We start from the raw sequence: 26,009 nt of genomic DNA, 5'->3' as shown, positions 1-26,009 counted from the left end.
AAGAGTAAAGACTTAAGATTTTTTATCTTTAGATTATAGACTAAATATTAAAAAAAAACCTGCAAGATGTTCTTGCAGGTTTTTTTATCGTTTGTCTTCTTTGGAATAATTTGATTCTCCATTAATATTAATTTCTCTGCCTAAAAAGCGAGGTTGTCGATTTCTCAAAACATCAAAAAAAGATTTGAAGATTGAACCATATTCTCTAAAGCAAACATATTTATAGCCAAGATATTCTCCTTTGTTCGCCGAATATCCAACAGATTTAATTCCGAGTTTTTGTCCGATGTAAATAGCGCGGTTTAGATGATATTCCTGAGATATTAAAGTAGCTCTTTTAATTTTAAAAATATGTTTGGCGCGATACATTGTAGAATAGGTATCGAAACCGGCATAATCAATAAATATCTTTGTTGTGTCAACTCCGTGATTAAAACAGTAATTTTTCATAACCGTTAATTCGTCATATTCTTCTCGGCCGTTATCGCCAGAAAGTAAAATTTTATTAATACGTTTTGCTTTCCAAAGCAGAATCCCGGCATCCAGACGGTCTTTTAAATATTTACTTGGTTGATCACCATTAATTCCCGCACCAAAAATAATTCCGACATCATTTTTAGGGAATCTTTTAAGCGAATAATAAATGTTCTTTTTCGTGGAAGATTTTACATAATAGTTTACAGAAACAATTGCAACTATTCCTAGAATTGCAAGATAAAGGAAGATTTTAAAATATTTTTTCAATTTATTTTTTGTAAGATTAAGATTTAAAATGCGAAGGTAACTAATTTTACTGTCAGACAAAATCAAATAAAAAAACCGAAGCAGAAATGCTTCGGTTTTGTCTAATATTCTAAGAAGTCTACAAAAGACCCGCTCTCTTCAATAAAGCTTCCGGTTTTGGTTCCTGACCTCTGAAACGTTTGTATAAAGTCATCGGATGTTCTGTTCCTCCTTTTGAAAGTACATTATCTTTGAATTTCTTCGCCACTTCTTCATTAAAGATTCCCTTTTCCTGGAAATATTCAAAAGCATCAGCATCTAAAACTTCTGCCCATTTGTAGCTGTAATATCCAGAAGAATAGCCACCTTGGAAGATATGCGAAAAAGCCGTACTCATTGCATTTTCTTTTACATCTGGATACAATTGTGTATTGGCAAATTGTTCCGTTTCAAAAGCTTTTAAGTCTGTAATATTAGTTGGATCTTGTCCGTGCCAAGCCATGTCTAAAAGTCCGAAACTTAATTGGCGTAAAGTTGCCAATCCTTCTTGGAAACTAGCACTTTCCTTAATTTTCTGTACATATTCAATCGGAATAATTTCTCCCGTTTCATAATGTTTAGCGAATAAAGCTAAAGCTTCTGGTTCGTAACACCAGTTTTCCATAATCTGACTTGGTAATTCCACAAAATCCCAATAAACAGAAGTTCCTGATAAACTTGGATAAGTGGTGTTGGCTAACATTCCGTGTAAACCGTGACCAAATTCGTGGAATAAAGTCGTTACTTCATTAAAAGTTAATAATGAGGGTTTTGTTTCTGTTGGTTTTGTAAAGTTGCAAACGTTCGAAATGTGCGGTCTTTCGTTTACACCGTCTTTTACATATTGTGATTTGAATGAAGTCATCCAAGCGCCATTTCTTTTTCCTTTTCTTGGGAAGAAATCAGCGTAGAAAATAGAAACTAAATTGTTTTCAGCATCTCTTACTTCATAAGTTGTTACTTCTTCGTGGTATTTGTCAATATCAAAAACCTCGGTAAAAGTTAAACCATATAATTTTTTTGCAACTGTAAAAGCACCTTCTAAAACTTTTTCTAACTGAAAATAGGGTTTTAGTTTTTCATCATCTAAATTAAAAAGCTGTTGCTTTAATTTTTCAGAATAATAAGCACCGTCCCATTTTTCTAATTGTTCAATCCCGTCTAATTGTTTCGCGAAAGCGGCCAATTCAGCGAATTCTTTTTGAGCTGCAGGTTTTGCTTTTGCCAATAAATCATTTAAGAAAGAGAAAACTTTCTCTGGACTTTCGGCCATTCTTTCTTCCAGAACGAAATGTGCGTGTGTTTTGTATCCTAATAAATTAGCTCTTTCAAAACGTAATTTTGCAATTTTTAGAACATTTTCCTGATTGTCAAATTCATTATTCTGAAACGCTTTTGCACCAAATGCAATTGCCATTTTTTTACGTAATTCGCGATTATCGGCATAAGTTAAAAACGGAACATAACTCGGATGATCTAAAGTAAAAATCCAGCCTTCTTTTTCTTGATTTTTGGCTAATAACCTAGCGGCTTCGATTGTTCCTTCCGGCAAACCAGATAAATCTTTTTCATCTGTTAAATGCAATTCGAAATTATTGGTTTCTGCTAAAACATTTTCGCCAAACTGTAAACTCAGTTTCGATAATTCTTTGTCAATTTCTCTTAACTGATTTTTTTTGTCTTCAGGTAAATTGGCACCGTTTCTAGAAAAACTTTTATATTTTTTGTCTAATAAAGTTGTTTGCTCTGGGTTGAGGTTCAAATTTTCTTTTTGATCGTAAACTGCTTTTACTCTCGCAAATAAATCGGCATTTAGGCGAATGTCATTTCCGAATTCTGAAAGCAGAGGTGAAACTTCCTGTGCAATTTTCTGCATTTCGTCATTCGTTTCAGCCGAATTCAAATTGAAGAAAATACTCGAAAGACGATCTAAAATATCACCAGAAAAATCCATCGCGACAATTGTGTTTTCAAAAGTCGGCGCGTCTGGATTATTTACGATTGCATCAATTTCGGCTTTAGCCAAAGCAATTCCTTCTTGAAAAGCTGGAACGTAGTCTTCGATTTTAATTTGAGAAAAAGGTGCGGTGTTATGTTTAGTTATAAATTTTGAAAGTAAAACACTCATTATGATATAAATTTTTTTATTAATTGAAGTCGAAATTTTTGAATTCCAAAGATAGCAATTTATAAAAATCTATTCATCTATATAAAATCGATTCTCGGCATAAAATCCTCTTAAATTGTGTTATAGATATGTTATTTATTCCTGCGGACGGTTTTAAAAGCGTAAATTGACAAAATAGGATTTGCATATAAAATGCCAGTCATAATTATAAAAATAAATAGGATGAATTATCAAGTTGTAATAAATAATATAGATACGGTAAATGAAGTAGAAGGATATTGGTCTGATGAAGATTTGATTGCCTTATTAGAAAAATTCAATTATCCTGACGGAGCGACAGCAGATAAATCGAGTCTGCCGGAATTATTAGAAATGGCAATTTCTGATTATGAGCCAAACGAAGCTGCGCAGATTGTTTTAGAATATAAATTAGGTGATCAATTAAGCGAAGGACAGATTGAGCAGATATCGAACAATATGTTGATTGATAAAGTTTGTGAAGAATATCCAGAAATACACATGCAAGGTACTTTATTTCATGTCAATCAATTGCTTTTTAAAGCTTACAACGGGAAATTTCCAAATGCAAAAGCCTCTGTTGTTCATTTTTCAATGACGCCTACTGATGGCGAAGCACAAAAGTTAACGCCCGAAAATGTATTGAAATTATTGAATAATGGTTTGTCCGATCGAAATCTTATCAAGAGATTATTCGAAAATCAAATTTCTCAAAATATTCCATTTCCGGAAGCCGAAAGTATTATTTGGGAACTGACAACAGAAGATAATATAAATTATGATTTGGTTACTTCGGAAAATTGGATCAATAAAGATGATATAGAGGAATCTGAATTTGAATCTGTTTTGGAAGAAGTTGAAGATGTAGCGTAATTTCAAAAAGATAAAATAATAATAAAAAAAGGCTTCGCGTAATGTGAAGCCTTTGTTTTTTTATCCTGCAAGGTTTTCAAAACCTTGTAGGTATTTTTGAGGGATTAAGCTTTATAATCAGACCTACAAGGTTTTGAAAACCTTGCAGGAACAGATACGTAATTTACTTTTTTAATCCTTCAGCCGCTTTATTAACCGCAGCTTTCAATTCTTCTTTATAAGAAATAATAGTATCCAGCACTTTTTTATCATGACTTCCGATGATTTGTGCCGCTAAAATTCCCGCGTTTTTTGCTCCGTTTAAAGCAACCGTTGCAACAGGAACTCCGCCCGGCATTTGCAGGATCGATAAAACTGAATCCCATCCATCAATAGAATTACTAGATTTTACCGGAACTCCAATTACAGGAAGTGGAGACATTGAAGCTACCATTCCTGGTAAATGTGCTGCACCGCCTGCACCGGCAATAATAACCGAAATACCGCGAGTATGTGCATTTTTACTGAAATCGAATAATTTTTCCGGCGTTCTGTGTGCCGAAACGATATCTACTTCAACCTCTACATTAAATTGTTTTAATATGTCGATGGCATCCTGCATAACTGGCATGTCTGAGATGCTTCCCATTATAATGGCTACTTTGCTCATTTTATTTTTTGTTTATTTTGTTTTGTTTCAAGTTTCAAGTTTCAGGTTTCAAGTTTCAAACTGATGACTGCGACTGAAAACTATTGTGAAATCACTTTAATAGTATTCTTAACATCCTCTGCAATACGTCTGGCTTCCTGCATATTTTCATTTACTATCGTTACGTGTCCCATTTTTCTGAAAGGACGAGTTTGTTTTTTACCGTAAATATGAGGAGTAACGCCATTCCATCCTAAAATAGTTTCGATGTTTTCGTAAACAACATTTCCAGAAAAACCTTCAGCGCCTACTAAATTTACCATTATTCCGGCCACTTTACTGTCTGTGTTTCCTAACGGAAGATCTAAAATAGCACGTAAATGATTTTCGAATTGTGATGTGTAACTTGCCTCAATTGAATAATGCCCAGAATTGTGCGGACGCGGAGCCACTTCATTCACTAAAATTTCGTCTTCGTTGGTTTGGAACATTTCAACAGCCAAAAGTCCAACGTGATTGAATTTTTCAGAAACATTTAAAGCAATTGCTCGGGCTTTTTCGGCTACTTTTTCGTCGATTCTTGCAGGGCATATTACATATTCAACCTGATTTGCTTCTGGGTGGAATTCCATTTCTACAACGGGATAAGTTTTAATTTCTCCAGATGGATTTCGTACCACGATTACCGCTAATTCATTTTTGAACGGAACCATTGTTTCTGCAATACATTCTACATTTGGTAAATCGTCCATGTCAGAAATCTGGCGAATTACTTTTACGCCATTTCCGTCGTAACCAAATTCGGTGCATTTCCATACAAACGGAATTGTGATTTCATTGTTTCCAACTGATTTTTGCAAATGCAGTGGACTTTCAAATCGTAAATAAGATGCAGTTGGAATATTACTTTCGGTATAAAAATCTTTTTGAGTTCCTTTATTCTGAATTCCTTTTAAAGTTTTTGGAGACGGATATACTTTTACACCTTCATTTTCCAATTGTGTCAAAGCTTCAAGATTTACCAATTCGATTTCGAAAGTCAAAACATCGACTTGTTTCCCGAAGTTGTAAACCGTTTCATAATCCATTAAATCGCCTTGAAAGAATTTATTACAGGCAATTTTACTCGGCGCTTCGTCACTTGGATCTAAAACATAAGTTTGTATGTCAAATTTTCTGGTGTCAGACAAAAGCATTTTACCCAATTGTCCGCCGCCTAATATTCCTAATTTAAAATCAGAAGAAAAATAATTCATTTTGTGTTGTGTTTTTGCAAAGATACCTTTTAATCTTTTTTTAGCCAAAATTTAGTTTTTTACCACAGATTTAAAGATTAGAAATGATTTTTTTAAGTTGCCACGAATTACACGAATTTTCACGAATTATTTTAGAAAATGAGTTAAATAAAAATTTGTGGAAATTTGTGTAATTCGTGGCGACTCAATTATTTTATTTTTTTCAAAACTTCTTTTGCGACGGCTTTATAAGCGGCGGAATGATCTCCGAAATCTTTGTCAATAATCACTTTTAATTCAGGATGAATCCAATCGTAATAATTTCCTAGAATGTATAAAGTTCTAATGGAATAGGCTTTTGTTGCGACTTTAACATCACTTATAAGCCAGTCAAAACTTGCTTCGATGCAGTCTTGAAGATTTTCTTCAGAAAGTTTAATGCAATTTTCGTTTTTCTTGTAATGTGATTTTATAAGAAGCTGTACCACTTTTGCAATTGGGCGAAGCGAACTTTCATCTTTTAAAACTTTCAAATTGGAACAGAAAAAATCGAGATGCGGCTGAAGCCAAAGTAATTCTTCGTAAGAAACAAATTCTAAAATCCAGCAGGCTTTATGATTGTTTTTGTCTGATGGCGTAAAACAAATTGAAACCAATTCACCAAAAAGTGATGGGTTTTCTAAAATATCCTGTGCAGCTATGAGACGATTTTCCCGATAAGCATTTACATAATCCAATTTTTTTTGCAATTCAGACGGCATCTTTGTGGTATTAAATACTCTGCTAAAATAAGTAATTTAGTGAGATAATTCCGAAATAATTTATTGGTAATCCGGGATAATAAAATCTTGGCTGTGCATTTCCTACTGCGGTCGCGTTAGTCAGAATCATCGAAGCGTACTTTTCGTTCGTGACATTATTTACGCCAGCATCAATATGAGCTTTTAAACCAGATAAAATTTCGAATTGATAACCCGTTTTTAAATTTAATAAAGAATAAGAATCAGAAAAATCTGCGTTAGAATCATTTAGCGGAATTTTATCGGTAAACTGAAAATCGGCTGTAAAGTAAAATCCTGAACTCGTATTTAAAATAAAACCAGTACTCGCCGTATTGGCAGGGACTCCAGTTAATTTGTTTCCAGAAAAATCATTTCCATTATCAACAAATTCCTTAAATTCATAATTTCCAATCGATGTTCCGATATAAGAATTTAGATTAAAAATTCGATTAATTGGCCAATTGTGATTGAGTGAAATTTCGATTCCTTCGTGAAAAGTTTTTCCAGCATTTACACCTTCGTATTGGTCGTCGCCAATTCTTTTCGCAACCAATAAATCTTTAATTTCCATTCGGTAAATCGCAATTTGTGTATATAGTTTTTTGTTGAAGAAATGAAGTTTTCCGCCCAATTCAAAATTGTAACCTGTCTCGGGTTTAATGTTTGGATTGATGTTTCCAGTTGAGGTTAAAGTTTCTTCGGTTGCAGGAAGAGAAAATCCTCGGCTTACAGAAAAGTAAAAAGTTCGAACTTCATTCGGTTTGTATAAAAAAGAAAGCTGCGGTGAAAAAATTCCATCATAACTGTATTTTTCCTTCGGATAATTCGCGGAAGCGGGAAAATCATTTTGAAGTTCAAATTTTGTTTTGTTGTAATTTAATCCTGCTTGAATTTCAAATTGATCGGAAAGTAAAGTTCTAATTTGCGAAAAAATATTGTAAAAATGTCTTTTTTGATCGGTTGCCGTAAGCTGATCGCCTTGTAAACTTCCATTTCCATTATTTTGCTGATAGAGATTTTCGAAAGTATTACCGCTGTAATTATCCCTGAAATATTCAATTCCGCCAATAAATTGATTTTTGATTTTTCCAATTGTAAAATCTCCCGAAAATTGAGTTCTGACACCTGATGCAAAAGTATATTGGCGTAAAATATCAAAAGGACGTGGTTCGTTGCTGTCTTTATAATTGATAAAAACAGAAGTCGAATTGTTGAGGTAATCGTTTATTCTGAAATCATAAGCCAATCCGCCGAGAGTCGATTTATATTCTTTAAATCCTTTTGAAGCGACCCAAGTTGGTGCGCCCGCCTGCGGATTATTTTCAAAAGTTGTTTTGTTAATTGAGCTCGGAATAAAAGCTTTTAAATAAGTATAATTAGAAAAATATGTCAGCTTGCTGTTTTTCTTTCGAAATAATTCCCCAGAAAGTGTAATTCCTTCCCGATTATAGGCGCTGTTTTCGCGCCAGCCATCTGTTTTTAAATTGTGATAATTCAGACTTACGGAAGCGCTTTTTTCATTCAAATCAAAACCGACTCTATTTTTCAGTAATCCAAAAGAACCAAAAACAGAACTTACTTCAGCTTGATATTGCCCATTTTTTAAGGTTTGTGGTGAAATTAAAATCGCACCGCCCAATCCTGCGCCATAAATACTCGAAAGCGGTCCTTTTATAACTTCAATCTGATTAATATTTTGAAGATCGATGTCGTCAATTACCGTTTCGCTGTTTCCAGATGTCAAAGGAATGCTTCCGTAAAAGGCTCTGATTTTATTTGTTCCGTAAGGAGTTCTGGCGCCAATGCCGCGAATCGAAATTCGGGTTGTAGTAATATTTGACGATTGCATAAAAACACCTGGAATAGTGTTAATGACATTACTGATGTCGGTAGTGTTATTTCGAAGTAATTCTTTTTCAGATAAAATGCCAATAGAAGCAGGGCTGTTTTGTAAATCTCGGTTAATATGGAGCGGACTTATTAAAACTTCATTCAGTTTTTGGGTTTTTACAGAATCAATATTTTGAACTTCTTTTTCCTGTGCTAAAATGTTTTTAGAAATAAAAAGAATAAAGAAAAAAAGAAGGTATTTTTTGGACGGCATAAATGGAATGGTTAAAATGCAGTTTTATTAACACATAGAAACATAGGTTTCATTGAGGCAAAAAGGCGTTTCACTTTTCCTAAAGTCACATAGCTATGTGTGAAAACGGGTTTTCTTTTTAATCTTAATCTACGAAACAAAATCTATGTCTCTATGTGTTTAATTTTTATAGTTTGGAATTTGGAATTTGGAATTTGGAATTTCTATTTTTAAAAACTTTATTTATTCGCAGTAACTTTCCAAATAGTATTTCCGCTGTCGTCATTTACCAAAAGCGATCCGTCATTCATAACCGTTACCGCAACTGGGCGCCCGTAAACTTCAGCTTTATTAGAATCAGAAATAAAACCAGTTAAGAAATCTTCTGGTTTTCCTGAAGGTTTTCCATCTTTAAAAGGAACAAAAAGCACTTTATATCCTGAAATTTTAGAACGATTCCAAGAACCGTGCTGACCTACAAAAGCACCGTTTTTGTATTTTGCAGGAAAAGCGTCTTTAGTGTAAAAAGCCAGTCCTAAAGATGCTGTGTGAGATCCTACCGGAACATCAGGAACAATTGCTTTTTCGACTAAATCTTTTCTTTCACCTTTCAATCGTGGGTCAGGAATACTTCCAAAGTAAGAATATGGCCATCCGTAGAAACCATCTCTTTTTACACTTGTAATATAATCTGGAACTAAGTCGTCGCCTAATTCATCGCGCTCATTTACAGCAGTCCATAATTCTTTGTTAGCTGGATTCCAATCCATTCCAACAGGATTTCGCAATCCCGAAGCATAGATTTTTTCGCCTGTTCCGTCAGGATTAATTTCTAAAATAGCGGCACGACGAACTTCTTTGTCCATTCCGTTTTCGCCCACATTACTTCCGGAGCCTACAGAAACATAGATTTTGCTCCCATCAGAACTTGCCAATAAATTTCTAGTCCAGTGGTTGTTGTAACCGCCGGCAGGAAGTTCAAGAATTTTTTCACCTTTTGTTTCCAATTTCAACGGATTGTTTTTGTAAGGATAACGATATAATCCGTCGGTATTTGCAATGTAGAAAAAGTCTTTAAGAACCAGCATTCCAAAAGGTTTGTTTAATCCAGATATAAAAACTTCACGAGTTTCAAACTTTCCGTCTTTATCTTTATCGCGTAAAACCGTAATTTGATTTTTGCTGGATCGCGTACCGCTTTCGACAACAAAAATATCTTGGTTGGGCGCAATATAAGTCCATCGCGGATTTTCAAATCCGTCAGCAAATTTAGTTACAGTAAAACCTTCTGGTGCTTTTGGTGTTTTGCCTTCAGACCAGCCTATAACTTTGCTATTGTTCGTTTTAGATTCAGTTGCGTAAGGCGGTGGAAGCGTTAAATCACCAATAGCAGTTTTTACAATAGTATTGGGTTGTTTGGCTAAAACTTCTTTTTCTTCTTTTTTAACTTGTCCGTTACATGCGGTCATTAGTGCCAATAATGATATAGAAAATAGTGGTAAGGATTTTTTCATTTGAATTCTTGGAGTTAAATATTTATATCACAACAATTTACTCAAATTAAAAATACCGTCAAAAAATAATTTGTAATTATTAACTGATATTTAACATTCGTAAAAAATATCGGTATACAGTTTATTTTGATAGAAGCAGTTAAGTTGTAATTCTGTATCTTTGTGCATTATTTTAAAAAGAAAAATAATGATACAACTTCACGATAAACAATTTGTTCCGTTTATTTCGGCTAAAGAAATTGATTTTGCTTTAACTAAAATAGTGGCTCAGGTAGAGGATGATTTTGGAGATGATACACCAATTTTTATTGGAGTTTTAAATGGCGCTTTTATGGTAGTGTCAGATTTTTTAAAGAAATACAAAAAACCATGCGAGGTTTCATTTATAAAAATGGCATCGTATGAAGGAACTGAAAGTACTAATTCTGTTAAAGAATTAATAGGAATCAATCAGGATTTGACTGGAAGAACGGTTATAATTATTGAAGATATTATCGATACAGGAAATACGATCGAAGAATTAAAACGTTTGTTTAAAGAAAAAAATGTAAAGCATTTTAAAATTGCCACTTTATTCTTTAAACCAGAAGCTTATAAAAAAGACATTAAGATAGATTACGTTGGAGTTCGTATTCCAAATAAATTTATTGTAGGTTACGGTTTGGACTACGATGGTTTAGGGAGAAACTTAACGGAAGTCTATAAATTAGCGGAATAAAAAAACACAACTATATATTCATTTAAAAACTTCTGACAAAAATTAGAAGTAACAACACTCATTTCAATTATGATTAACATTGTTTTATTTGGAAAGCCTGGAGCAGGAAAAGGAACTCAGGCAGAATTTTTAAAAGAAAAATATAATTTAACACATCTTTCAACAGGAGATATTTTTCGTTTTAATTTAAAAAATGATACAGAACTAGGTAAAAAAGCAAGAGTTTTTATGGATAATGGAGAATTGGTTCCATGCGAAGTAACAACTGCAATGTTAATTGATGAGGTAAAAAAACATCCTGATACAGCAGGATTTTTGTTCGACGGTTATCCAAGAACAATTAATCAGGCTGAGGCTTTAGATAAATTTCTGCCAACAATTGGGTCAAGCGTAACTGCAACAATCGCTTTAGAAGCAGATGACGAAATTTTGGTAAAACGTTTATTAGAAAGAGGAAAAACAAGCGGAAGAGCTGATGATCAAGACGAAGAAAAAATTCGTGTGAGATATCAAGAATACAATGAGAAAACAGCTCCGCTAATTGGATATTATAAAGAACAAAATAAGTTTCATGCCGTAGACGGTATCGGAACTATTGAACAAATTACAGAGCGCTTAACGTCAGTTATAGATAATTTGTAGAAGCTTTTTCCAGCTGTACGTTACAAGTCCTCGCTAAAAAAACTATTTTTCCAAACCCTAAAACGAGCTTCCGCTGGTCGCTGTTTTATGGCAGGAAAAATTAGTTTTTTTAGCTCCGGGCTTTTCACTTCCATCTGGGCTAGAATAAATTGAGAGTACAAATTGCATTTAACAAGACCATTTTATAACGAATCCCCTATCAATTGGAAATACTAATTATATTTTTTCTAATTCTCTTAAACGGAGTTTTCTCCATGTCCGAAATCGCTTTGATTTCTGCCCGTAAAAACAGGCTTGAAACAGCCGCGAAAAAAGGCAATAAAAGTGCTAAAACAGCACTCGATTTAGCCAATTCGCCAAACAAATTTTTATCTACAGTACAAATCGGAATTACCTTAATCGGAATTTTAACAGGTATTTATTCTGGAGATAAAGTAACTGCAGATGTTGAAATTTTCGTTGCCGGTTTTGCATTTTTAAAACCTTATGCACACTCAGTAGCTGTTGGAATTGTGGTTGTAATTTTAACTTTCTTCTCATTGGTTTTAGGAGAATTACTTCCAAAAAGAATCGGATTAAATTATCCAGAAGCAATTGCAAAAATGGTAGCAATGCCAATGAAAGTAATTTCGATAATTACAGCACCTTTTATCTGGCTTTTAACATCTTCGACAGATTTTCTATTGAATGTTTTTCAGATAAAACCAACCGCCGACGGAAAAGTTACAGAAGAAGAAATTAAAGCCATCATTAAAGAAGGAACTGAAGTTGGAGAAGTTCAAGAAATTGAACAAGATATTGTGGAACGTGTTTTTCATATCGGTGATAGAAAAGTAAACTCTTTAATGACGCATCGCAAGTCAGTCGATATGCTGCCATTAAAAGCAGATAAAGAAAAGATTAAAGAATTGGTGGTTCAGGATCTGCATACGGTTTACCCAGTTTATAATGATAATTACGATGATATAGTTGGAGTAGTAACTCTTAAAAATATCTTCGCTAGTATCGAAAATGATAATTTTGATTTATCAGCTATCGTTTCTGATGCGCCTTATTTAATGGAGCAGACAACAGCTTACAAAGCGTTGGAAAATTTCAAGAAAACTGGCGTTCATTATGCTTTAGTTTCAGACGAATATGGAGTTTTTCAAGGTTTGATCACGTTGAATGATATTCTGGAGGCTTTAGTTGGAGATGCATCTGAATTTTATAAAGATGAATTTCAGCTTATAGAAAGAGAAGATGGTTCTTGGCTGGTTGACGGGCATTATTCGTTACACGATTTCTTAACGTATTTTGAGTTAGACGAGTTGACAAACGATTACGAAGTAAACACTGTAAGCGGCATGATTATGACTGAGCTTTCTCATATTCCAAAAGAAGGAGAAAAACTAGTCTGGCAGAAATTCGTATTAGAAGTTGTCGATATGGACGGTGTAAAAATTGATAAAGTGCTTGTGAAAGCGCTTAAAGAGTAGAGAGAATTTGTTTCAAGTTTAAAGTTTCAGATTTCAGGTTAGCGCAACGCACTTAACTTGAAACTTGAAACCAGAAACTTAGAAACTACACATAAACAAACAAAAATGACAGAAGGGAATTTTGTAGATTACGTTAAGATATATGTTTCTTCCGGAAAAGGAGGAAAAGGATCTACGCATTTACATAGAGAGAAATTTATTGAAAAAGGTGGTCCGGACGGAGGAGATGGAGGCCGCGGAGGGCATGTATATTTAGTGGGGAATAAAGGACTTTGGACATTATTTCATTTAAAGTTTGCACGTCACATTAAAGCTGGACACGGTGGAGATGGTGGTGGAGACCGCAGTACAGGTGCAGATGGAGAAGATAAAATTATTGAAGTGCCGCTAGGAACTGTTGTAAAAGACAAAGAAACTGGTGAAACACTTTTTGAAATTACAGAACACGGAGAAAAACAAATTCTTGCAAAAGGAGGAAAGGGAGGTTTAGGAAACTGGCATTTTAGAAGTTCGACAAACCAAACGCCTCGTTACGCACAGCCAGGTTTACTTGGTGTGGAAATGGATGTAATTTTGGAACTTAAAGTTCTGGCAGATGTTGGTTTAGTTGGTTTTCCAAATGCAGGAAAATCTACTTTATTGTCTGTTTTAACTTCGGCAAAACCAAAAATTGCAGATTATCCTTTTACAACACTAAAACCTAACTTAGGAATTGTTGCGTATAGAGATTTCCAATCTTTTGTAATTGCAGATATTCCTGGAATTATTGAAGGTGCAGCAGAAGGAAAAGGTTTAGGACATTATTTCTTAAGACATATTGAGCGTAATTCGACTTTACTGTTTTTAGTTCCAGTTGATACGCCAGATATTAGAGCAGAATATGATATTTTAGTTAATGAATTAACTAAATACAATCCTGAAATGCTGGATAAAGAACGTCTTTTAGTAATTTCAAAATGCGATATGCTGGATGATGAATTAAAAGCAGAGTTAAAAGCAGAACTAGATGTAACATTCAAAGATGTTCCTTACATGTTTATTTCATCGGTTGCACAGCAAGGTTTGACAGATTTGAAAGATAAACTTTGGAAAATGCTTAACGAATAATACAATACGTACTATTCTATAAATATAAAACCCGACAATTTCTATTGTCGGGTTTTTACTTTTTGTGCAGAAACAAAAAGTAGAAAGGATTTTACTCGTAACTAAATCCTCCAATTTATAATGCGAAGTTTTTAGAAACTCCAATGTTTAAAGTTTTTCCAAAATCAAAACCTAAACGTTCTTGTCTTGGATCATTTTTTCCGTCAAGATTATCGTAGTTAATTCCTCCAATAGAAAAATTCAAACCAAAACCATTTTTCATATTGATAAATAAAGCAGGTGTTAAACTTGCATACATTCCTTTTGCATTGTTTAATGAAGTGTTTTGGTATCCAACACCTAAATCTGTGTAGAAAGAAAACATTTGAGAAAGTGGTGTTGAGTAACGTACAAAACCTCCAATTTTGTATTTTTCTGTTTTGTCCACCCCAGTAGTTTTTACATTCATGATTGAACCTTCTACTCCAGCTGTCCATTTTTCAGCAAATTGATATCCAACTCTTGGAGAGAATTCAAAATTTTCAAGTTTCGAATCACCAATTTTCTCAGAAGAGAATCCAACATTTCCGCCTAACAAGATTGAGTTTTTTTGCGCACTCGCAATAGTTGTAACTAGTATTACAACTGCTAGTAATAATTTTTTCATTTTTAATTTTATTTATTTGGAAGGCAAATTTAAATCAAAACATTTTGTAAGAAATATTTTAAGCTATAATTTTTTAATTGAAAGTTAATTTTTACAAATAATAATGAGTTTTAATTTTTAAAATCAATTTTTTGGAGATTTTTAATTCTTTCGCTGTGTTTATGGTGTTAAATTTAAACTTTGCTATCATCTTAATAAAATTATGAATTTCGCAAAATCAAGTATTATTTAATTTATTATGTTTTGTTTTTTGGAGTTATGTTTATTTTTTTTGCGAAAATGAGTTATATTCGCATCACTTAAACAAAATAACATGAAAAAAGTAGTTTTATTCTTGACCATGTGCCTTATGGCTTTTCCAGTAAGAGCCGATGAAGGAATGTGGTTCTTGATGTTTATCGAAAGATTGAACCATAGAGATATGGAGAAAATGGGCTTGCAATTGACAGCCGAAGAAATTTACAGCATTAACAATCATAGTTTAAAAGATGCCATTGTGCAATTTAATGGAGGTTGTACTGCTGAAATAGTTTCAAACAGCGGATTGGTATTGACTAATCACCACTGTGGATATAGCGCGATTGCAGAACTTTCAACAGCAGAACAAAATCATTTGAAAAATGGTTTCTGGGCAAAAAATCGTTCAGAAGAACTAAAGCCTAAATCTTTATACGTTCGTTTCTTTGTTCGTATGGATGATGTTTCTAAAAGAATTTTGTCTAAAGTAAACGATACAATGACAGAAACAGAAAGAAACAAAATCATTCAACAAGAGATTAGTTTAATTGAAAAAGAAAATAGCGAAAATGGAAAATACACTGTTTCTGTTCGTCCTTTCTTTCAAGGAAATGAATACTACTATTTCGTTTATCAAGATTATACAGACGTTCGTCTAGTGGGAACGCCACCAGAAAGTGTTGGTAAATTTGGAGGTGATACAGACAACTGGGAGTGGCCTCGTCAAACGGGAGATTTCTCTATGTTTAGAGTTTACGCTGATAAAAACGGAAATCCTGCAGCATATTCAAAAGACAACGTGCCATTGCAGCCTAAACACTATTTACCTGTAAGTATTAAAGGGGTAAAAGAAAATGATTTCGCAATGATTTTAGGATATCCAGGTAGAACAAACCGTTGGATGCCGGCTGGCGGAATCGAACAAAACATTAAATATGCTTATCCTGCTTGGGTTGAAGGTGCAAAAACCGGAATGGACCAAATGAAAGAGTATATGGATAAGGATGCAACTGTTCGTTTACAATATGCTTCTAAATATGCTTCGACAGCTAATTATTGGAAAAACCGTCAAGGTATGATTGATGCGTTGACAAAAGCTGGAACTGTAGAAACTAAAACAGAACAAGAAGATAAATTCTATGAGTGGGCAACTAAACCTGCTAATAAAGAAAAGTACGAGAATGTAATTCCGACTATCAACGATTATTACAGAGAAACAAACTTAAAAGCACGTCACGATAATTATTTGACACAGCTTTTACGTACTTCTAGTTATGCAACTGGACCAGCGAATTTAGGAAATGCATTAATTGCTTACTACAAAGAAAATGATGCTAAGAAAGCTGAAATGCTTCCTAAAATTAATGCATTGGTTGAAAGTATCTATGGTGAATTTTACGCTCCATTAGAAAAAGACGTTTTAACAGCACAATTAAATTTATACGCTTCTAAAGCTGCTGAGTATGGACTTGCTCCAGAAATTGCAAAAATGAAAACTGCTAATAATGGTGATTTTACTGCAGATGTGGCAAAAGCTACAGAAGTAAGTTATTTTACTAATAAAGAAAAAGTATTAGCGTTTTTAGCAGATCCAAAACCATTGGCAATTGTACACGATCCGTTGTATATTATTTCTAATGATTTATTGACGAAATACCGTTCTAAAACAGATGATCAGGCAAAAGCTGATGATGGTTTCGCAACTGCTTACCGTAAATTGGTAGAAGGTTTAAGAGAATCAAAATTAAATGCAATTAAATATCCAGATGCAAACTCTACTTTGAGATTAACTTACGGAAAAGTTCGCGCTTTACCTGCAGATACTCGTAATGAAGATGCTAAAATTAATAACTATACAACAATGGAAAGTATGGTTAAAAAATACAAAGCAGGAGATCAAGAATTTGACCTGCCAGCTCGTTTATTGGAATTGAACAAGAAAAAAGATTTCGGACAGTATGCTGATAAAGCTGGCTACATGCCGGTAAATTTCTTAACTGATAACGATATTACTGGAGGAAATTCTGGTTCGCCGGTTCTTAACGGAAAAGGAGAATTAATTGGAATTGCTTTTGATGGAAACATCGAAGCTATGGCTGGAGACGTAATTTTTGATCCTAAATTACAAAGAACTATCAACGTTGATATTCGTTATGTACTTTGGATTATTGACAAATACGCTGGAGCTAAAAATATTATTGATGAATTGACGATTGTGAAATAATCTCATTTTATTTATAAATTAAACCCGACAGGTTTCTTCTAACGCTTGTCGGGTTTTTTGTTAAATAATTTTAGTGCTAATCAATAATTTATTTTCAAAACCAAATAGAGCATACTATATTTCCTTATTTTTGAAGAATAATTAACCGGTTTAATCGTTGAATTGTGTATTCGTTTAATCGAATAAACGATTCAACATATAAACGATTCAACGTATTCAATGAAAACACATTTCATCGCCATTGGCGGAAGCGCTATGCACAACCTTGCATTAGCATTACATAATAAAGGATATCAGGTTACAGGAAGTGATGATGCTATTTTTGAACCTTCAAAATCAAGATTAGAGAAAAAAGGGATTCTTCCTGCAGAAATGGGCTGGTTTCCAGAAAAAATTACTTCGGATATTGATGCGATTATTTTAGGAATGCACGCAAAAGCTGATAATCCTGAATTATTAAAAGCGCAGGAATTAGGTTTGAAAATCTATTCGTATCCAGAATTTTTATACGAACAATCTAAAAATAAAACTCGTGTTGTAATTGGTGGTTCACACGGAAAAACTACTATTACTTCGATGATTCTTCATGTAATGCATTATCATAATATCGCTGTCGATTATATGGTAGGAGCACAGTTGGAAGGTTTTGATACAATGGTGCATCTTACAGAAGAAAATGATTTTGTGGTTTTGGAAGGTGATGAGTATTTATCTTCTCCAATTGATAGACGTCCGAAATTTCATTTGTATCAACCCAATATTGCCTTAATTTCTGGAATTGCCTGGGATCATATTAATGTTTTTCCAACCTACGAAAACTATGTAGAGCAGTTTGAAATTTTTATTGAAAAAATTACAAATGGAGGAATTTTAGTGTACAACGAAAATGATCCAGAAGTAAAACGTGTTTCTGAAGCAGCAACAAATCCGATTAGAAAAATTGCTTACAAAACTCCAGAGTATTCTGTCAATGATGGAGTAACATTATTAAAAACCCCAGAAGGCGATATGCCAATTGAAGTTTTTGGAGCACACAACTTGAATAATTTGGCCGGAGCAAAATGGATCTGCCAAAATATGGGCGTAGACGAAGCAGATTTTTACGAAGCTATTGCAAGTTTTAAAGGAGCATCTAAACGTTTGGAGAAAATTGCGGAAGGAAAAGGAAAAGTAGCTTATAAAGATTTTGCCCATTCGCCAAGTAAAGTAGCTGCAACTACTAAAGCGGTAAAAGAACAATATCCAAACAGAACTTTAGTGGCTTGTTTAGAATTGCATACGTACAGCAGCTTAAATGCTGAGTTTTTGAAAGAATATGAAGGAGCTTTAGAATATGCTGATGTTGCAGTAGTTTTTTATTCGCCAGATGCGGTGAAAATTAAACAATTAGAAGAAGTTACTTATGAGCAGATTGCAACTTCATTCAACAGAAAAGATTTAATTATTTATACAAATCCAGCTGAATTTAAGGAATATTTATTCCATTTAAATCTCGATAATTCTGCACTTTTATTAATGAGTTCTGGTAATTACGGAGGCTTAAACTTTGATGATGTAAAGGGGTTGATTAATTAGATAATTAGTCAATTTGAAAATTATGGAAGATGCCGATTGCTTTATGCAGTTGGCATTTTTTTGTGCTTAATTTAAATTTTCATATTTGAAGTTATTTGCAATTTTAACCATATCGAAAGTAGATTAAACTAGTATTAGTGTTTTTATTTTTAAATAATTAATATTTATTGAAAGATTTTTCTTCTTTTTAATATCTTCGTCCCTAATAAAATTATTCTAATTTATGGAAAAATCTAATTTTCCGATCACAGATTGGTCCGAAGATGACAAGCCTCGGGAGAAATTAATGTTGAAAGGAAAGGAAGTATTAAGTGATGCCGAATTAATTGCAATTTTAATTGGTTCTGGAAGTCGAAATGAATCTGCGGTTTCTTTAAGTAAGAGAATCTTATCAAGTGCAGGAAATCTGAATGCTTTAGGGAAATTGTCTATTTCAAGTTTAATGCAATTTAAAGGAGTAGGTGAGGCAAAAGCAATTTCTATTGTCGCGGCATTAGAATTAGGAAGAAGGCAAAGAAGTGAAGATGCGTTAATATTCAAAAAAATATCTTCTAGTAAAGCTGTTTTCGAGATAATGCAGCCAATTATTGGAGAACTTCCTCATGAAGAATTTTGGGTGCTTTTTCTTAATAATTCTAATAGCGTTATTTCAAAGTCTCAATTGAGTAAAGGAGGTATTACGGGAACTGTCGTAGACGTTAGATTAGTTTTTAAATTAGCCATGGAAAATGGGGCTACTGGTTTGATTTTGTGCCATAATCACCCCTCTGGAAACTTAAATCCTAGTGATGCAGACAAGCAAATTACCAAAAAAATAAAACTTGCGGGAGAAAGTCTAGATGTTAAAGTTTTAGATCATTTGATTATAACTGAATCAAAATATTATAGTTTTGTAGATGAAGGAATTTTTTAATACATGAATACCAAGATTACAGACATCTTTTTTGATTTAGATCACACACTTTGGGATTTTGATAAAAACTCAGAAATGGCTTTTGATCGTATTTTTAAAGAGAAATACGCGGAAATCCCTACCGCAGATTTTATTAAACAATATATTCCTATAAATCAGGAATGCTGGAGGTTATATCAAAATGATAAAATTACACATCAGGAATTACGTTACAATCGTTTAAAGTTTTCCTTTGATGCTTTAAATTATGTAATATCAGAAGAAAATATCTTTGAAATTGCTAATGATTACATTGAGTTTCTAACAGATAACAATTATCTTTTTGATGGCGCAATAGAAGTTTTGGAATATCTAAAACCAAAATACAAACTTCATATTATTACCAACGGATTTGCTAATGTGCAGGAAAAAAAAATAAATAATGCTTCGCTTGGAGGTTATTTTGCTACTATTACAAATTCGGAATTAGCAGGAGTTAAAAAGCCAAATAGTATTATATTTGATTATGCATTACAATTGGCCAATACTTCAAAAGAAAACAGTATTATGATTGGAGACGATTTTGAAGCCGATGTAAATGGCGCTTTAAATGCAGGCTTGGACGCTATTTTCTTTAATGAAAAAAAATTGGATGTTTCCGGAGATTATAAACAAATTAACCATTTATTAGAACTAAAAAAATATTTATAATGATGAAGATTAAACTTTTAATTACTGCAATTTTATGTTCAGTTGTTGGATTCGCGCAGTCTGTTAATGATTACAAAGCTGTAATTGTCCCTCTAAAATACGATTTTATAAAAACAGATAACCAATATCGTTTGGCAACTTTGAGTAAACAGAACTTACTTAAAGCAGGTTTCGAAGCTTTTTATACAAATGAACAACTGCCAGAAGGATATACAGATCGCTGTCAGGTTTTATACATTGATGTAACAAAAGATAGTGCTTTTTTGGTAACTAAACTTATTGTTCAATTCAAAGATTGTTTTGGTCAAGTTGTTTTTACCTCTGAAGTTGGAAGAAGTAAAGAAAAAGATTATGACTTAGCATACAGAGAAGCACTAGAGAATGCTTTTAAATCTGTTTATGCATTGCATTATAAATATAGCGGTACTCCCGTTACAACTTCTAAAACATCATCTGCCCCTGTAAGAACGAATGCTGCAACTGCAGCAGTTACAACAGTTGCCGCAGCTCAAGTTGTTGCTGCAACTCCATCTCCAGATTTAAAAGATCCAAATTTATTATATGCGCAACCAACAGAATCTGGTTATCAGTTAATAGATAAAACACCGAAAGTAGTAATGAAGCTTCTTAAAACTTCTCAAAGTAATGTTTTCATCGCCATAAAAGATAATGTTCAAGGTTCTTTAATCTTAAAAGAAGATGGACAATGGTACTTTGAATCGTACCAAAATGATAAATTGGTTTCAGAAAAAATTGTAGTTAAATTTTAAAATATAAAATACGGTTTAATAGCCATATTTATTTTTCCAACGGTTCTTTAAAAATTCTCGGTTGCTGTTCTCTCTAGAATTGTTTCCAGGATTGTAAAGAACCGTTTCTTTTATAGCATCTGGCAGGAATTCTTGTTCCGCAAAATTATTAGCATAATCATGCGAATATTTATATTCATCGCCATATCCTAATTCTTTCATTAATTTAGTTGGCGCATTTCGCAAATGAATTGGTACTGGTAGATCTCCAGTTTGTTTTACCAATTGCTGTGCATTTCCAATTGCCATATACGAAGCATTACTCTTTGGAGAAGTTGCAAGATAAATAGCGCATTGGCTTAAAATAATTCGGCTTTCAGGATATCCAATAGTTGTAACTGCCTGAAAAGTGTTATTGGCCATGATAAAAGCTGTCGGATTTGCATTGCCAATATCTTCGCTAGAAAGAATTAGCATTCTTCGAGCAATAAACTTCACATCTTCACCGCCTTCAATCATTCTAGCGAGCCAATAGACGGCACCATTGGGATCACTTCCGCGAATTGATTTTATAAAAGCTGAAATAATATCATAATGCTGTTCACCAGTTTTGTCATATAAAACAGTATTCTGCTGTACTAATTCTAAAACACGATCGTTGGTAATTGTTATTTCGTCACCAGCAGATGCATTAATGACCAGTTCAAAAATATTGAGCAATTTTCGGCCGTCACCACCTGATAGGCGTAATAAAGCCTCTATTTCTTTAAGATTTATGTTTTTTGTCAATAAATATGTATCAGTTTTCATTGCGCGTTTTAATAGCGCTTCTAAATCGGCTTTTGTAAAAGCATTTAGTATATAAACTTGACAACGTGACAATAATGCAGGAATCACCTCAAAACTTGGATTCTCTGTCGTAGCACCAATCAAAGTTATCCAGCCTTTTTCGACCGCAGCCAAAAGGGAATCTTGTTGTGATTTGCTAAATCTGTGAATCTCATCTATAAAAAGAATAGGATTTTTAGCAGTAAACAAGCCGCCACTTTGCTTTGCCTTTTCGATAACATCGCGAATATCCTTTACTCCAGAATTTATTGCACTCAAAATATAAAAAGGTCTTTTTGATTCTTGTGCAATAATTTGGGCAAGAGTTGTTTTTCCTGTGCCCGGAGGTCCCCAAAAAATCAAAGAGGGGATTATTCCTTTTGAAATTTGTTGTGTTAAAGAACCAGTCGGACCAACCAAATGGTGCTGGCTAATATAGTCTTCTAATTTTTGCGGGCGAATGCGTTCTGCTAATGGTGCTTCCATTCTACAAAATTACTATTTTTAGATTTAGATTTTATTTATTGAAAGTTAAAACAATTGATACTAAGAAGGATTGTTACAATCTGAGACATTTTTGGGTTTTTCTTATATGACAAAATATCAGTAAAATATTTTTGGATAGTTTTTTGAGCTCTAACAATTGTTATTGATAAAAATATGAGCGACACTAATTTTAAATTTTCAAATTCTGTTATTGGACTTCCTTTATTTTTTGTCCTTTTTTTGTGGATTATATACTGGATGCAGATTCGCTTTGATTTTGATTTTTATCGATACGGAATTTATCCAAGAGACTTTTTGGGTTTGCGAGGAGTTTTGTTTAGTCCTTTTATTCACGAAAATTTAGACCACTTATATAATAATAGTATTCCGCTTTTAATATTATTAGCAGCGATACAGTTTTTTTACCCGAAACAGACATTTGGAGTGATTGCTTACGGAATATTGTTTTCTGGATTAATTACCTGGGTTGTTGGAAGAGAAAATTTTCATATTGGTGCAAGCGGATTAATTTATGTTTTGGTAAGTTTTATTTTCTTCAAAGGAATTCAAACCAGATATTATAGATTAGTCGCTTTGTCACTAACTGTTATTTTGCTTTATGGTGGAATGATATGGTATGTTTTTCCTGATGTTGATCAATCTATTTCTTGGGAAGGACATTTGGCGGGGCTTATTACAGGTTTTGCTCTAACATTGTTTTACAGGACACCAGAATATGCAAAACCAATTGTTTACGACTGGCAGCGTCCAGATTTTGATCCAAATCAAGATCCGTTTATGAAGCATTTTGATGAAGATGGTAATTTTGTGAACATTTCGAATGATGAAGAAGAAAGCCATATAGAATATTTTTCGTCTAGTTTTCCAGTCAATTACATTGTTACAAAAAAAACTGAATTGGATGACGAAATTTAATTTGATAGTTTTCTTAGCTAAAAAAGATTAAATTTGTTAGTGTAACAGTTTAATTTCAAGCAACATGAAGAAAATAATATTTTTAATTTTATTGTTCTGTTTTGTTTGTAATAGCAAATCTAATGCTCAATGTGAGATTAAAAATAGGATACAGCCAGATGGTAGTATGCAATATTATTTTGATCCTGCTGTCTTTTATACGACAAAATCAAAGTCATTGAAAATTAATATCGTAACAGATAAGGAACATTACTTTGTAGCGTTACAGCCAACTCCTTTTCCAGACAAGAAAATTGGAAAAAAGATTAAAGACGATTTAATAATTCATCTAGCAGACAATAATATTTATAAGCTCGTTCATTATGATACCCAATACCAGAGAAATGATTCGATTATGCAGGTCCTTTATTTAATTGATGAAAAAGATATTGAGGCATTCTCGAATTATGAAGCTGTCATTGCAGAGATTAATATGCAGGGAACCGAATTTGTGAGAAGTTACCATTTCAAACTACATAAAGATGCAATTATTGAGCAGCTTAAATGCTTTTTGAAAAAAGAAGAAAATTAGTTATTCTTCTTCATCCTTCGGATTATGATTATTAACAATTCTCTTTTGAAGATTTCTGAGAAGGTTATTAAAGCTTATTGTTACTGATGCCGCATTAGTGATTTGGTTCCCACTATTTCTAGGTAAAAACTCATTGCAGTAGGTGAGCTCAATCTGAATGTCGTCTGAAAATAAATATCCTGCCCCAACATTTAGTCTATTGCGATCAAAAAAACTTTCTCCTGTAACTTTTGTTCCAGATTTTATATAAATTTCATCAGAAGCAACTGCATATATTACTCCTTCTCTTAAAACTTTGCTGTTTATTGGTTGTATGTATTTTATTTGTTGACGGTATCGAAATACATTTTCGTAGTCATCATCTTGATTTTTCATGTGACGAAATTCCGTTCGCATTCTAGTACTCAAAGTGTAGCCGGTTTTATGAAAGTAATAAATTCCCTGAAGAGCAAAACGCCATTCTGGAGATTCAAATTGTCCAATTTCAGGCACGTCTTTGTTATTGTAATGAGCTATAAAAGTTGAAAATTTCCATCTAGGCGAAAAGTAGTAATGAGCCCAGCCTCGTATAGATCTTTGAATTGTATTTTCGAATAAATTTGAAGAAGATTCAGTACTGCTGTATGCAGCACTTAAGTCTATTTCCGTAGACCATTTTTTGCTGAGAGTCTGATTAAATTGAATCTCATTCCAAAACTGATTGTATGTAGTGTTTTGTCCGTAGCTGTTTGTAATCATCAAGACTACAAACAAGCATCGGAGTATAGCAATTATTAATTTTGGATTAGATTTTGAAAGCATTAATTAAATTTTTAATTATTCATTCTAATCTTATTCTCAATTTTGATTTAGCTTCTTTGACGAACAGCTTCGTATAAAAATGCGCCACAAGCAACCGAAACATTTAAAGATCCTATTGAACCAAACATTGGTAGTTTTGCTTTCTCATCTACTATTTTTAAAACAGAAGGATTTATTCCTCGATCTTCAGACCCCATGATTATTGCTAATGGAGAATCTAGTGCTATATCATAAATATTTTGATCGGTTTTTTCAGTTGCAGCTACTGTTTTAATGCCAGAGCCCTGCAAATAGAATATTGCATCTTTTATATGTTCTACTTTACAAATCGGCACATTAAAAACAGCACCAGCCGAAGTTTTAACAGTATCACCATTTACAGGTGCAGAACCTGCTTTTTGTACAATGATACCGTTTACACCTGTACATTCTGCTGTTCTAATGATAGCTCCAAAATTTCGAGCATCAGAAATTTGATCTAATATTAAAAATAATGGTTTTTTTCCAGATTCAATAGTTGATTCCACAAGATGTTCCAAATCGATAAAACCGATAGGAGAGATGGTGGCAACTGCACCTTGATGATTATTTGGAGTAAGACGATTTAGTTTTTCTACAGGTACGTAAGAGAAGTTAATGTTAGCACGTTTCATTACCTTCATTAAATCTTTCATCAACTCACCAGAAATCTCTTTCTGAATGAAGACTTTGTCTACTTCTTTTCCTGCCTGAATTGCTTCTATGATGGCTCTAATGCCAAATATTTGATGTTCTTTTTCCATTAGGCAAATATAGGTATAATGTTTATATAAAAAAACCGCTCTGAATTAACAGAGCGGTTTAATATTGGCATACTTAAATATTAAGTATTAGTGTTCGTCTTCATAGAAACCAGTTCTCTTATAACCTTTGATCTCATAAATAGTTCCTGGATCATCTGAGAATTCAGCTTTAAAAGAGATTCCGTCAACTGTATGACCTCCAGTCGATGTAGCACCATTCTTAGTGATTTTACCTTCTGTTATATTCACATTGATATCGTATCCATCAACGCTACTTGCTAAATTACTTCCTGCAAATGATAATGCGCTAAGAGTTACAGGTGACTTAACTTTAAAGTCCCATACGTGACCATGATCATCAATCCACATCTCTTTTCCATCATTTGCTGATGTATTGTAAGTAGAAATAAGTGCATAGTCTGCTACTACAGTTCCATTAACTAATGTTTGAACGTACCAGTCTCCAGACATATCCTTTGTAGATGTTCCTCCTGGATTAGTATCGCCAACTTCATCACAAGCTGCAAACGACGTAAGCACAAGTACAGCTGCTAGAATACGTGTTATATTTTGTTTTAATTTTTTCATTTTAATATTTTTAGA

Annotated in this window: 24 protein-coding genes; 12 read left to right on the top strand and 12 right to left on the bottom strand. The window is 33.3% G+C overall.

Features of this window, described 5'->3' with window-relative positions; genetic code table 11:
• Positions 1–84: 84 nt before the first annotated feature.
• Entirely contained in the window at positions 85–744 is a 660-nt protein-coding gene (locus QMG60_RS02110) for an ElyC/SanA/YdcF family protein (RefSeq protein WP_281866726.1), read from the bottom strand.
• Between the two features lie 118 nt (positions 745–862).
• Positions 863–2,890 carry a M3 family metallopeptidase gene (locus QMG60_RS02105; RefSeq protein WP_281866725.1) on the bottom strand — a complete coding sequence of 676 codons (2,028 nt, stop codon included), beginning with the start codon at positions 2,888–2,890 and terminating at the stop codon, positions 863–865.
• Positions 2,891–3,112: 222 nt separating this feature from the next.
• Between QMG60_RS02105 and QMG60_RS02100 the strand changes: the two genes are divergently transcribed.
• Positions 3,113–3,781 (top strand): hypothetical protein, encoded by a 669-nt coding sequence (locus tag QMG60_RS02100; RefSeq protein ID WP_281866724.1) that lies wholly within the window; start codon positions 3,113–3,115, stop codon positions 3,779–3,781.
• Positions 3,782–3,944: 163 nt separating this feature from the next.
• Here the strand turns inward: QMG60_RS02100 and purE are convergent, their stop codons facing one another.
• From purE to QMG60_RS02075, 5 genes are all read right to left on the bottom strand, one after another.
• A complete protein-coding gene (gene purE, locus QMG60_RS02095; RefSeq protein WP_012022518.1) occupies positions 3,945–4,430 on the bottom strand; it encodes a 5-(carboxyamino)imidazole ribonucleotide mutase in 486 nt (161 codons plus the stop codon).
• An 80-nt stretch (positions 4,431–4,510) separates the two neighbouring features.
• Positions 4,511–5,665: a 5-(carboxyamino)imidazole ribonucleotide synthase gene (locus QMG60_RS02090; protein ID WP_281866723.1), complete on the bottom strand. Its 1,155-nt coding sequence runs from the start codon at positions 5,663–5,665 to the stop codon at positions 4,511–4,513.
• 188 nt (positions 5,666–5,853) lie between these two features.
• A complete protein-coding gene (locus tag QMG60_RS02085) occupies positions 5,854–6,405 on the bottom strand; it encodes a hypothetical protein (protein ID WP_281866722.1) in 552 nt (183 codons plus the stop codon).
• A gap of 22 nt (positions 6,406–6,427) precedes the next feature.
• Positions 6,428–8,530 (bottom strand): TonB-dependent receptor, encoded by a 2,103-nt coding sequence (locus tag QMG60_RS02080; protein ID WP_281866721.1) that lies wholly within the window; start codon positions 8,528–8,530, stop codon positions 6,428–6,430.
• Positions 8,531–8,748: 218 nt separating this feature from the next.
• Positions 8,749–10,023 (bottom strand): sorbosone dehydrogenase family protein, encoded by a 1,275-nt coding sequence (locus tag QMG60_RS02075; RefSeq protein WP_281866720.1) that lies wholly within the window; start codon positions 10,021–10,023, stop codon positions 8,749–8,751.
• Positions 10,024–10,210: 187 nt separating this feature from the next.
• Between QMG60_RS02075 and hpt the strand changes: the two genes are divergently transcribed.
• From hpt to obgE, 4 genes are all read left to right on the top strand, one after another.
• A complete protein-coding gene (hpt, locus tag QMG60_RS02070; RefSeq protein ID WP_230406421.1) occupies positions 10,211–10,741 on the top strand; it encodes a hypoxanthine phosphoribosyltransferase in 531 nt (176 codons plus the stop codon).
• 69 nt (positions 10,742–10,810) lie between these two features.
• Positions 10,811–11,383 (top strand): adenylate kinase, encoded by a 573-nt coding sequence (locus QMG60_RS02065; RefSeq protein WP_057124310.1) that lies wholly within the window; start codon positions 10,811–10,813, stop codon positions 11,381–11,383.
• A gap of 254 nt (positions 11,384–11,637) precedes the next feature.
• A complete protein-coding gene (locus QMG60_RS02060) occupies positions 11,638–12,861 on the top strand; it encodes a hemolysin family protein (RefSeq protein WP_230406420.1) in 1,224 nt (407 codons plus the stop codon).
• A 105-nt stretch (positions 12,862–12,966) separates the two neighbouring features.
• Positions 12,967–13,968 (top strand): GTPase ObgE, encoded by a 1,002-nt coding sequence (gene obgE, locus QMG60_RS02055; RefSeq protein WP_057114945.1) that lies wholly within the window; start codon positions 12,967–12,969, stop codon positions 13,966–13,968.
• 115 nt (positions 13,969–14,083) lie between these two features.
• Here the strand turns inward: obgE and QMG60_RS02050 are convergent, their stop codons facing one another.
• Positions 14,084–14,614 (bottom strand): porin family protein, encoded by a 531-nt coding sequence (locus QMG60_RS02050; protein ID WP_281866719.1) that lies wholly within the window; start codon positions 14,612–14,614, stop codon positions 14,084–14,086.
• Positions 14,615–14,927: 313 nt separating this feature from the next.
• Here QMG60_RS02050 and QMG60_RS02045 point away from each other — a divergent pair, with 313 nt between their 5' ends.
• From QMG60_RS02045 to QMG60_RS02025, 5 genes are all read left to right on the top strand, one after another.
• On the top strand, positions 14,928–17,075 hold the full coding sequence (locus tag QMG60_RS02045) for a S46 family peptidase (protein ID WP_281866718.1): 2,148 nt from the start codon (positions 14,928–14,930) through the stop codon (positions 17,073–17,075).
• Between the two features lie 219 nt (positions 17,076–17,294).
• Positions 17,295–18,650, top strand: a complete 1,356-nt coding sequence (locus tag QMG60_RS02040) for a Mur ligase family protein (protein WP_281866717.1) — start codon at positions 17,295–17,297, stop codon at positions 18,648–18,650.
• Between the two features lie 223 nt (positions 18,651–18,873).
• On the top strand, positions 18,874–19,563 hold the full coding sequence (radC, locus tag QMG60_RS02035) for a DNA repair protein RadC (protein ID WP_281866716.1): 690 nt from the start codon (positions 18,874–18,876) through the stop codon (positions 19,561–19,563).
• A gap of 3 nt (positions 19,564–19,566) precedes the next feature.
• Positions 19,567–20,253 carry a YjjG family noncanonical pyrimidine nucleotidase gene (locus tag QMG60_RS02030; protein ID WP_134142838.1) on the top strand — a complete coding sequence of 229 codons (687 nt, stop codon included), beginning with the start codon at positions 19,567–19,569 and terminating at the stop codon, positions 20,251–20,253.
• On the top strand, positions 20,253–21,023 hold the full coding sequence (locus tag QMG60_RS02025; protein ID WP_134142840.1) for a hypothetical protein: 771 nt from the start codon (positions 20,253–20,255) through the stop codon (positions 21,021–21,023). Before QMG60_RS02030 ends, QMG60_RS02025 begins: the two co-directional genes overlap by 1 nt.
• A 15-nt stretch (positions 21,024–21,038) precedes the next feature.
• Here the strand turns inward: QMG60_RS02025 and QMG60_RS02020 are convergent, their stop codons facing one another.
• Positions 21,039–22,316 carry a replication-associated recombination protein A gene (locus QMG60_RS02020; protein ID WP_281866715.1) on the bottom strand — a complete coding sequence of 426 codons (1,278 nt, stop codon included), beginning with the start codon at positions 22,314–22,316 and terminating at the stop codon, positions 21,039–21,041.
• 174 nt (positions 22,317–22,490) lie between these two features.
• Here QMG60_RS02020 and QMG60_RS02015 point away from each other — a divergent pair, with 174 nt between their 5' ends.
• Positions 22,491–23,252: a rhomboid family intramembrane serine protease gene (locus QMG60_RS02015; protein WP_281866714.1), complete on the top strand. Its 762-nt coding sequence runs from the start codon at positions 22,491–22,493 to the stop codon at positions 23,250–23,252.
• Between the two features lie 64 nt (positions 23,253–23,316).
• Entirely contained in the window at positions 23,317–23,823 is a 507-nt protein-coding gene (locus QMG60_RS02010) for a hypothetical protein (RefSeq protein ID WP_281866713.1), read from the top strand.
• On the opposite strand, the gene QMG60_RS02005 is transcribed toward QMG60_RS02010, so the two are convergent.
• The 3 genes from QMG60_RS02005 to QMG60_RS01995 all read right to left on the bottom strand — a co-directional run bounded on the left by QMG60_RS02005 (position 23,824) and on the right by QMG60_RS01995 (position 25,946).
• Positions 23,824–24,624, bottom strand: coding sequence for a DUF2490 domain-containing protein (locus tag QMG60_RS02005; protein WP_281866712.1), 801 nt, complete (start codon positions 24,622–24,624; stop codon positions 23,824–23,826).
• Between the two features lie 47 nt (positions 24,625–24,671).
• Positions 24,672–25,406 (bottom strand): 23S rRNA (guanosine(2251)-2'-O)-methyltransferase RlmB, encoded by a 735-nt coding sequence (gene rlmB / locus QMG60_RS02000; protein WP_057114932.1) that lies wholly within the window; start codon positions 25,404–25,406, stop codon positions 24,672–24,674.
• An 87-nt stretch (positions 25,407–25,493) separates the two neighbouring features.
• Positions 25,494–25,946 (bottom strand): lipid-binding protein, encoded by a 453-nt coding sequence (locus QMG60_RS01995; RefSeq protein ID WP_166669336.1) that lies wholly within the window; start codon positions 25,944–25,946, stop codon positions 25,494–25,496.
• Positions 25,947–26,009 lie beyond the last annotated feature (63 nt).

Origin of the sequence: Flavobacterium sp. GSB-24 (assembly GCF_027924665.1) — a bacterium.
GTDB lineage: Bacteria > Bacteroidota > Bacteroidia > Flavobacteriales > Flavobacteriaceae > Flavobacterium.
Note: the sequence above shows the minus strand (reverse complement) of the source record. Positions and strands in the feature narration are given on the sequence as shown.